This window comes from Micromonospora reichwaldensis (genome assembly GCF_031845925.1).
GTDB lineage: Bacteria > Actinomycetota > Actinomycetes > Mycobacteriales > Micromonosporaceae > Micromonospora > Micromonospora reichwaldensis.
Window position 1 is genome coordinate 1 of sequence record NZ_JAVRFL010000106.1, and the last position, 264, is coordinate 264.

The window sequence follows — 264 nt, forward strand, 5'->3', positions numbered from 1 at the left end:
TCGATGGCGGTGTCGAGGTGGTCGAGGTCGAGTTCGCCGTCGATGTGCCAGGCGGTCTGGGTGTTGTAGGCGGTGGATTTCGGGTCGAGGGTGTGCAGGAACCACAGGCGTTGCTGCGCGAACGACAACACCCGGCCCGGCGACGACACTTCGCCGCCCGGCGGGACGAGGGCCGGATCGCTCGGTTGCCCGGCGCCGGTCACGACCGGGTCGTCCTCGCCGCCGGCGGTCGACGGGTCGGCCGTCACCTCGGGCCGTAGGCGG

Annotated in this window: 1 protein-coding gene; it reads right to left on the minus strand. The window is 72.0% G+C overall.

What is annotated here, in order from left to right:
* Nucleotides 1-264: condensation domain-containing protein (locus RM555_RS30905; protein ID WP_311415013.1), on the minus strand; the 264-nt coding region annotated here is incomplete at both ends.